This is a genomic window from Sulfitobacter sp. HI0040, from assembly GCF_001634885.1.
GTDB lineage: Bacteria > Pseudomonadota > Alphaproteobacteria > Rhodobacterales > Rhodobacteraceae > Sulfitobacter.
Genome location: NZ_LWEX01000259.1, coordinates 1 through 3,807, shown reverse-complemented (window position 1 = coordinate 3,807; position 3,807 = coordinate 1). Strand labels below are relative to the sequence as shown.

The 3,807-nt window shown below is 62.9% G+C and carries 5 protein-coding genes; all 5 read left to right on the top strand.

Annotated elements, in window-relative coordinates:
• The coding region (locus A3728_RS13410; RefSeq protein WP_150120788.1) for a zinc-binding dehydrogenase at positions 1-403 on the top strand (403 nt) is incomplete at its 5' end.
• 3 nt (positions 404-406) lie between these two features.
• Positions 407-697 (top strand): UxaA family hydrolase, encoded by a 291-nt coding sequence (locus A3728_RS13405; protein ID WP_067924648.1) that lies wholly within the window; start codon positions 407-409, stop codon positions 695-697.
• Between the two features lie 43 nt (positions 698-740).
• Complete coding sequence (locus tag A3728_RS13400) at positions 741-1,922, top strand: UxaA family hydrolase (protein WP_067924643.1); 1,182 nt, start codon at positions 741-743, stop codon at positions 1,920-1,922.
• 54 nt (positions 1,923-1,976) lie between these two features.
• Entirely contained in the window at positions 1,977-2,975 is a 999-nt protein-coding gene (locus tag A3728_RS13395) for an Ldh family oxidoreductase (RefSeq protein ID WP_067924640.1), read from the top strand.
• Between the two features lie 4 nt (positions 2,976-2,979).
• Positions 2,980-3,807: YeiH family protein (locus A3728_RS13390; protein WP_067924637.1), on the top strand; the 828-nt coding region annotated here is incomplete at its 3' end.

The window sequence follows — 3,807 nt, the reverse complement described above, 5'->3', positions numbered from 1 at the left end:
CCAGGCCTACCTGACCGACAGGTGCGGGCTGCGCGCAATCAAGACAGCCGAGGCCATGTGCCCGATCGTCATCGATGCCGTCGGTTATGCCGCGACCCGCACCACGGCCTCTGCGCTTGCTGATCCCGGTGGCGCGATCGTGCACATCGGTCTGGGCGAGGATGCAGGCGGGCTCGATATCCGCCGCATGACCCTGCAGGAGATAACCTTCATCGGTACCTATACCTATACCGCGCAGGATTTCCGCGACACCGCGCAGGCGCTCTTCGACGGTCGCCTCGGCGCGCTCGACTGGACGGAAACGCGCCTGCTGTCCGAGGGCGCGCGCGCCTTCCGGGACATTCGTTCGGGTCACGCGGCGGCCCCCAAAATAATCCTTCAACCTGACAATCAAGGAGTTTGAACCATGGCTGAAATCCCGCAACTACTGGTCCACGAACATGACGACAACGTCGGTGTCGTTGTCGTCGAAGGCCTGACCGCCGGCACCGACATGCTGGTCTGCGTCACGCATGACAATTCGACCTTCCGCCTCAAATCCGAAGCCGACGTGCCGATTGGTCACAAGATCGCGCTCAAGGACCTCAAGGAAGGCGGCACCGCCATCAAGTACGGCGAGGACATCGGCAAGATCATCGCCGACATTCCCAAGGGCGCCCACGTCCACACCCACAATTGCAAGACCAAACGCTGGTGAGCCCGGTTAAGGCAACGACGCGATAGCGACAAAGGAAAGCAAAATGGCTTCTAAATATTCCAACATGACAGTGCGCGCCTACCGCCGGGAAAACGGTCGGGTCGGGGTGCGCAACCACGTCGTCATTCTCCCCGTCGACGACATCTCCAATGCCGCCTGCGAGGCGGTGGCCAACAACGTCAAGGGCACGCTGGCGATCCCGCATGCCTATGGCCGGCTGCAATTCGGCGAGGATCTCGACGTACACTTCCGGACAATGATCGGCACCGGGTCCAACCCCAATGTGCATTCGGTCGTCGTCATCGGCATCGAACCGGGCTGGACCAAGCGGATTGCGGACGGCATTCGCGAGACCGGCAAGGAAGTGGCGGAATTCTCGATCGAGCAAAAGGGCGATTTCGAAACCATCCGCGCCGCCAGCTGGGCCGCCAAGGATTTCGTTCACAAGGCCACGGAGGTCCAGCGTGAGGAATGTTCGATCTCGGAACTCTGGGTTTCGACCAAATGCGGTGAGAGCGATACCACGACCGGTCTCGGTTCCTGCCCCACGGTCGGCAACATGTACGACAAGCTGCTGCCCGAGGGTATCACCGGCTTTTTCGGCGAAACCTCCGAAATCACGGGGGCCGAACATATCTGCCAAAAACGCGCGATCAACGAAGAGGTCGGCGAGCGCTGGCACAAGATGTGGAAGGCCTATCAGGATGACGTGATCTTCGCGCATCAGACCGACGACCTCAGCGACAGCCAGCCCACCAAGGGGAACATCGAAGGCGGGTTGACCACCATCGAAGAGAAGGCGCTTGGCAACCTCGAGAAGATCGGCCGGACCTCGCAGTTCATCGACATCCTTGAACCCGCCGAGGCGCCGCAATCCGGCAACGGGCTCTACTTCATGGATTCGTCCTCTGCTGCGGCGGAATGCGTGACCCTGATGGCGGCGGGCGGCGCGGTGATCCATACCTTCCCAACGGGGCAGGGCAACGTGGTCGGCAACCCGATCGTGCCGGTGATCAAGATCACCGCCAACCCCCGCACTGTCCGCACCATGAGCGAACACGTGGACGTCGATGTCTCCGGCATCCTGCGCAGAGAACAGACCATCGACGAGGCGGGCGATGCCCTGATCGAGATGATCTGCCGCACTGCCAACGGGCGCAACACCGCCGCGGAAGCGCTCGGGCATCGCGAATTCTCGATGACCAAGCTCTATCGCAGCGCCTGACCCAAATACGGGGCGTTGCGGAAGGGTGACGCCCCGTTTCACGGAGAGCCCAACATGCCAGACTCCGAGATCATCAGTCTCGAGGACGCCGAGGCGCTGATCACCCGCGTCCTCTGCGCACAGGATGTCCCCGAGGCGCCAGCGCGTTCGGTCGCCGCGGCCCTCGTCGCCGCAGAGGCCGAAGGACAGTCGGGCCACGGCTTTTCACGGCTTGAGGATTACGTGGGGCAGGTCCGCTCCGGCAAAATCCGCGCCCGCGCCGAAATCACTTCACGCCAGATCAGTCAGACCAGTCTGCTGATCGACGCCGGTCACGGTTTTGCCTATCCCGCGCTGGACCAGGCTATTGACTGGGGCGTGCAGGTCGCGCAGTGCTACGGCACCGCGGCGATATCGATCATGAATTCGCACCATTGCGGCGCGCTTTCGGTGCAGGTTGAAAAGCTGGCCCGCGAAGGGTTGATCGGCCTGATGGTCAGCAACGCACCGGCGGCCATCGCGCCCTGGGGCTCATCGGTTCCCGTTTTCGGCACCAACCCGATTGCGTTTGCCGCGCCGCGCAACAGCGCGGAACCGTTGGTTATCGACCTGTCGCTGTCGCGGGTGGCGCGGGGCAAGGTGATGCATGCGCGGAAATCCCGACAGTCGATCCCCGAAGGATGGGCGCTGGATGCGGAAGGAAAACCAACGACCGATCCCGAGGCGGCGCTGGCAGGCTCGATGATCCCCATCGGAGAGGCCAAGGGTACCGCGCTGGCACTGATGGTCGAAATACTCGCCGCCACCCTGGCGGGCGCGAACCATAGCCCAGAGGTGTCGTCTTTTTTTACCCCTGATGGCCCGCCGCCGGGATCGGGCCAGTTTCTGCTGGCGTTGCGCCCCGAAGGGAAGGAGGCCTTCGCAGACCGGCTGGAGGCGCTGCTGACCACGGTTTCCAATTTGGAAGGCGCCCGTCTACCGGGCACGCGGCGCAATTCGGCTATTGCGCACGCCCGCGCCTGCGGTCTCGATGTGCCGCGCCACTACCTCGATACTGCACGGAGCCTGACCTGAACCGATGACCGATCCGCAACCCGCATCCGGCACCGCCAGCCCGTTTCCGAACCGCATCAAGGTGCTGTTGCCGGGCGTTCTGATTGCCGCGATTATCGCGCTGGCCAGCCAGTTTATCGCCGAACACTATGGTGCGCCCACGATGCTGTTGGCCCTTCTGTTCGGTATCTCGCTCAATTTCCTCGGCCACGAGGCGAAATCGAGGCCCGGCATCGACTTCGGCTCGCGGCAGCTCTTGCGTCTCGGTGTCGCTCTTCTTGGGGTGCGCATCAGTGGCGAGGTCCTGACCTTGCTTGGATGGAAGGTTGTACTGCTCGTGGTGCTGGCCGTCGTGGCGACCATCGGCTTCGGCCTTGCCGTGTCGCGTCTTTTCGGGTTCCGCTACCGGTTCGCCTTCCTCTCTGCGGGGGCGGTTGCAATCTGCGGCGCGTCGGCTGCCATGGCCATCGCCGCGATCCTGCCGCGGGACGCGCGTTCGGAAGAGAGGCTCATCTTTACCGTGGTCTCGGTCACGCTGCTCTCGACCCTCGCGATGATCGTTTATCCGGTCCTGAGCGTTGCCATCGGCTTTGACGACAAGACGACGGGTATCTTCATAGGCGCCACCGTCCATGACGTCGCTCAGGTCGTGGGTGCGGGGTTCTCGGTCTCTGAGGAAACCGGCAACGTTGCAACATTGGTGAAACTATTGCGGGTGATCATGCTGGCCCCGGTCGTGGTGGTCGCCGCGCTGGTAATCCGCACGGTAGCATCAGCGCAGGAGGCGAAAGGCAAGAGACCGCCGCTGGTGCCCATTTTCGTGATCGGATTTGTGGCGCTGGCTGCACTTCGC

Excerpts from the sequence above, each read along its gene's own strand:
- A3728_RS13395 (WP_067924640.1), top strand. The coding sequence starts at position 1,977 with ATGCCAGACTCCGAGATCATCAGTCTCGAGGACGCCGAGGCGCTGATC.
- A3728_RS13405 (WP_067924648.1), top strand. The coding sequence starts at position 407 with ATGGCTGAAATCCCGCAACTACTGGTCCACGAACATGACGACAACGTC.
- A3728_RS13400 (WP_067924643.1), top strand. The coding sequence starts at position 741 with ATGGCTTCTAAATATTCCAACATGACAGTGCGCGCCTACCGCCGGGAA.